Raw genomic sequence first — 5,144 nt, forward strand, 5'->3', positions numbered from 1 at the left:
TCCATAGTCAGTTTAGCAGATCTTTCATCTCTTTCGTTTCTAATATCTACATCAAATCTAGTTGCCATTCCATTTTTATATCCATCCATATAATGATCAAATTCTTTCCTGCTTTCAGAAGTAGAATCTATATCTCTTGGATCTTTTAATTTACCTTTTTCAATATCATCATATAAAGCCCAAATGATTCTACCTTCTTCATCAAGAGCAAATTTATATCGATTTAAATCTATCACCCAATCTACTCCTATAATCTCATCTAAAAAAGGAAGCATACCAAATTCATCTAATAAACTCTCATAATGATAATCGTGTAAATCGTAAATCATTTTTGCTCTAAGCTTATTCCAATGTTGCCCTGTAAGAAAAGAATTAGAACACAATACTGCTAAACCTAAACTTTTAAAAGCATTTTTATCTCCAAGTTGAGCTTGTAAGAACAATGCTTGTTGTTGTCTTGCTTTAAATCCTACGGCAGCTGTGGGACTAGCTTTAATATTTCCCAAAAGTAAAGCAGATAATTCCCATTCATTAAAGAAAGAATAAGATTTTAATGTTCCACGATGAGAACTTACTTCATCGTAAATATAGGCATAATCTTCATTAACCAATCTTCCTTTTTCATCTACATTAGCATAAGCATCATAGGGTATATCTATAACCACAGATCTTAATCCACTTCTTATTGCTAAATATTTATATCTTTCTCTTTTGGTTTTTAAAGAATGATAATAAGCTTTTTCTGCTTTAGTCCAAGGAGCTATAGCTCCTTTGATAGGATCTTTTAAATATATACTTTGCCATTCTTTAAATTCAACTAGAGTGGATTTTTGCCCTGTATAAAAGTTAGGATCTAGGTATTGGGGTTTATAGTCTTTGTAGGGGGAGTTTCGTTTAATGTCGTGTGCTTCAAACAAAGCTTTGGAATATTCTTCGGTATAGTTGCCTGTGGGCTTAACATTTTCTTTAAAGAGTATTTTATTGGTATCTTTTTCCACATCTAATGCTAATCCATTGGGTGTATAAATCTCATAAGTTTCACTCATTATCTATCCTTTCTTAATTTAACCCATATATAAACCATCTTCTATGATTATAGTAGTGGCTAGTCTGCCTATGAAATTAGGCGGTAATTTTTGGGATTGTTTGTTTTTAGTTACACTTTCTATATCCTCCTCGTTTCCTTCTTCATTGTCTTTGTTTTTCAAGCTTTCTTCATTTCCATTTATCCCCATATACATAGCCTTAAGATTGTTTTGTCCTATGATATTGAGTTTTTCTAGTAATCTTCTGGTTTTATTTTTATCTTCTATATATCTTCCTGTTTTATCTTTACTTGTATTGTAAATTCCATTAGCAAAATCTTGTAAAATTTGTAAAGCTTCATTGTAAGCATGAATAGGACTATCTTCATCTTTTTTAAAAGCACTAATTTGCTTTTCTTTATTTCTAAACTCTTTAAACAAAGGATGATTACAAGGAAGTTGATATATAGTGCATTTTTTAAGTTCTAAAGATTTTAACTCTTTAAAATAAAAAGTATAATCATCTATAATATATTTTTGTTCTTTTATATCCTCTAAAGCAGTTGCATTTCTTTTCTCATCAATAATCAAATAAGACAAAAGTCTTTTTAAAAGAAATTCTTTATTTTCTTCAAGCTTTGGTTTTATTTCATAATGAAAGGAAAAATGAGTGTCAAAAACTCCTGTGCAAAGATCTATGCCATAAAAAATTTTCTTTAAATCAAAGCTAATGAATTTCGAATTGATTGCAAAAGGATAAGTTATAAAATGATCTCTTATAACTGCTAAAGGAGAATCATCTTTAAAGGTGTAAAGCTGATAAACAATGCTTTCATATTGTTCTTGTAGGGCTTTAAAATTTGTTGGAAAGAGATAATTTAAAAAAATACCCACAAATTCTCCAGTCACAATAGAAGCAAGGTCAAGTTTATTTAGCTTAGCATAAGTATAAATAGTATATTTTTGAGTTTGTATATCTATGCTATGCATAAGAGCAATTTTAGATATATTGCTTTCTTGATTAGAGTATACAAATAATTGTTTCATATATTTATCACTCCAATAAATCTTAATTTGTTTTTCATTAAAGTATTCTTTTATCTTTGTGATAAATAGATTTAAACCGGATGTATTTTTTTGTATTATTAAATTGGATTTTATCTCTTGTGTTAAAATCATTTGGATTTTAGTATGAGTTAATTCTTTTTCTATTTGTTGCAAGTGTGCTTTTATTATTAAATTAGATTTTATGTGTATATGATATATACTATTCTTTTTTGGAGGTACAAAAATACCAAGCTGTTCTTTAAAAAATTCTTTAAATCCTTCTTTGTTTATTTTAATACAAGCTTGAATAACATATTCTATTGTTTTTAAAAAATTAAAATCCCACAACATTTGAGCTGTAAAGCTGATAAAAGGACTAGCACTTAATAAAATTTTTAACATTGCATAAGTAAATATTTCACTTGTTTTTTGTTCTTTTGCCTTATTTAAATATTCTTTTCCATACATCTGTTCCAAAAGCTTTGATAAATCTGATATTTGTTTCTCTATATCCATCCATGCAACAAAAGCTCGTTGCGTTTCTTCGTCTAAATTCATAAATTCTTTAATGCATTTTTGTTCATCTAAATAATACATTTGCTTTAATTTGATTATTTTTTTATCTAATGTATTTGTTGTATCTAAATCTTTTGATAATTCATTAAAAAAATCATCTATAGTTATCGAACTATCATTTTCCACAAAAGAATAATCTTTTTTGTCAAGTATTTTTAATAATTGCGATACAACTTCATATGCTGTAATATTTGTTGGCTCATTATTTACATATATTGGACATTCATCTGTCCATAAAACATAAGTTTTATCTAAGTATTTTATATATACAAAATTACTGCCTCCATATTTTTTCAAATCCAAATTGATATTTGGAAAAATAAGCTTAGCTTGATACAAGACAAATGAAATGAATAAACATTCCATTAAAGAATAGTTCCCAAATGAAGATTTATCCGATTTTTCAAAAAACTCTTTTTTCAAAAAAGTTAAATATTGATGAGCTATCTTCTTTTCTTTTTCTATGATGGATTCTTTGGCTTCGTTTTGTTTAAAGAATTTTTTGATATAAAAATAAGGAAGCCATTTTTTATCATTTATTTTTTTATTGTAGTCAATATAAGCTAAAATGTTTATTCGTTCGCAATGTCGTAAATTTTCCGTCTTTTTTACTATTTCTATCATTGGCTCATTTTCTGATATTGCTAATTTTTCTTTAGCTGTTTTTGCGAATTCTGGTAGCTTCTGCGGTGTAGCAACAAAATTTGTTAAATATTTATAAACCTTTTGCATATCTTCATAAGCTTTTTTACTATTCTCATAAGCTTCTTTGGATATTTTCACAAAAGGGCTTAATTGTAAAATATAAGGTTCATTTTCATCTTGTGGCATTTCTATGCTATATTCGCTATAATCTCTTGTGCTGTCATAAGTTTTTTTTGAAGTATCAATATTTTTTTTAATTCTTCTGTATTTATCTTGTATATTATAGTTGGCGATTTCTTGAGTTAAACTTTCACTAAGTCCTGCATTGTATTTATTGGGGATATTTGAAATAATCAAATAATTTTTACTCATTTTAGTTGTATTTAAATCTATTTGTGCATTTTGATTTTTTTGTGCGAAAAATTCAGCTAGTTTACTTGAGTTAAAATTTGGACTTTCTATATAGGAAAAATAAATAAATTGTTTAATATCTTCTTGCAAATTCTTTAAAATAGCATTGTTTTTTAAATACAAATTAGATAATTTTTGCGTTGAAATGAAAGCGGGTAAATTGCTCGATTTTGAATCATTGGGTGTATTTTTATACCCCTTGTCTTTTTGTTCTGGGTTTAAAAAGATTTCACTAAAAATATTTTCAATGCTTTTTATTTCTTCGCTTAAAGTGATTTTATAAGCCAAATTCGAAGCGATATTGCTTTCATCGCTTCCAAGATATAATCCAAAACCACTTAAATCAATAATTTCTTTTTTATCAATAATTAAAACACAAGATAACAAGCGAGAATTAATATAATGAATAAACATAGCACATCTAGTGGCTAAAAATGCGGCTAAAGGCGTTAAAAGTGTGCCATAATCTCTTTGAGCAAATTCATAATACTCGCTTGCAGAACCCATTAAAGAAAATAAACCAGCAGCCAAAATAGCTAATCCTGCCCCACCTGTAAGAACAGCTACCACTGTGGCTATTGCAACACCCGCTATAGCACTTAGTATGATTTTAATTTTTTCATATTCTTTTTCTTCGGCAAGTTTTTTAATGTGTTCTAACAACTCATTGATAAATTTTTCATAAGTATTTTTTAAAGTGGGACTTATGCTATTTTTGAAAAAATCCGATTCTATGACATTTCCAATCTTTTCTAAAACTTTTTTCTTAAAATCATCAAATTTCTCACTGTTTATATTATCAGGATCAATGTTTTCGATTAACTCGTCTAAGGTTGTTATATCTTCAGAATCTTTAGCTAGTTCTTTTAAAGTATTGATAAATTCGATACAAAGATTATTTTTATCTGTATGATAAAAAAGATTCAAATCTTTATCTTGTTTCTTGTCTTGAATTTCTTCTTCTAAGTCTTCTAAATAAACTTTAGTACAAATTTCACTGCTTGATAAATCTTTTAAATTTACATTTTGTCCAGCATCAAGCTCATTAAGGGTATGGATATTTATTTCTATATTATTGTGATTATCACAAGTTTGTTTTAAAATTTCTAGTATTTCCATAGTCAATATTTGATTTTTAGATAGCATTTTTCTTTGATGAAAATCAATATTTTTTAATATAGCGTGTAAAATAGAAAAATTAGGATAAATAAAATCAATCTGTTTAACTTCTTTATTGTTGATTGTTAAATTTTTAATAGTTTGAATTAACTCTGTTTTAGAACTTATAAACATAAAAGATTCCTTATATAAAGCATTATTATATCATTTTTTATTTGCTAATATTTTTTGTCTCTATTAATCTCTCCTATCCATCTAAGCACATTGCCCTTATCATCAATCTCTACTTCTAAATCTTTGTATTTGTTGTAAAATTTAGGA

General features: G+C 26.9%; 1 protein-coding gene and 1 pseudogene. Both read right to left on the reverse strand.

The window, feature by feature from the left end:
* Positions 1 to 1,046: pseudogene (locus tag AJ889_RS05595) on the reverse strand (hypothetical protein); the annotation flags it as partial.
* 18 nt (positions 1,047 to 1,064) lie between these two features.
* The gene (locus AJ889_RS05600; protein WP_070293166.1) at positions 1,065 to 4,997 is read right to left on the reverse strand and encodes a hypothetical protein; all 3,933 of its coding nucleotides are present in this window, start codon (positions 4,995 to 4,997) and stop codon (positions 1,065 to 1,067) included.
* Positions 4,998 to 5,144: the final 147 nt, after the last annotated feature.

It is taken from the genome of Campylobacter sp. BCW_6468, from assembly GCF_001762865.1.
Classification (GTDB): domain Bacteria; phylum Campylobacterota; class Campylobacteria; order Campylobacterales; family Campylobacteraceae; genus Campylobacter_D; species Campylobacter_D jejuni.

Excerpts from the sequence above, each read along its gene's own strand:
- AJ889_RS05600 (WP_070293166.1), bottom strand. The coding sequence starts at position 4,997 with ATGTTTATAAGTTCTAAAACAGAGTTAATTCAAACTATTAAAAATTTA.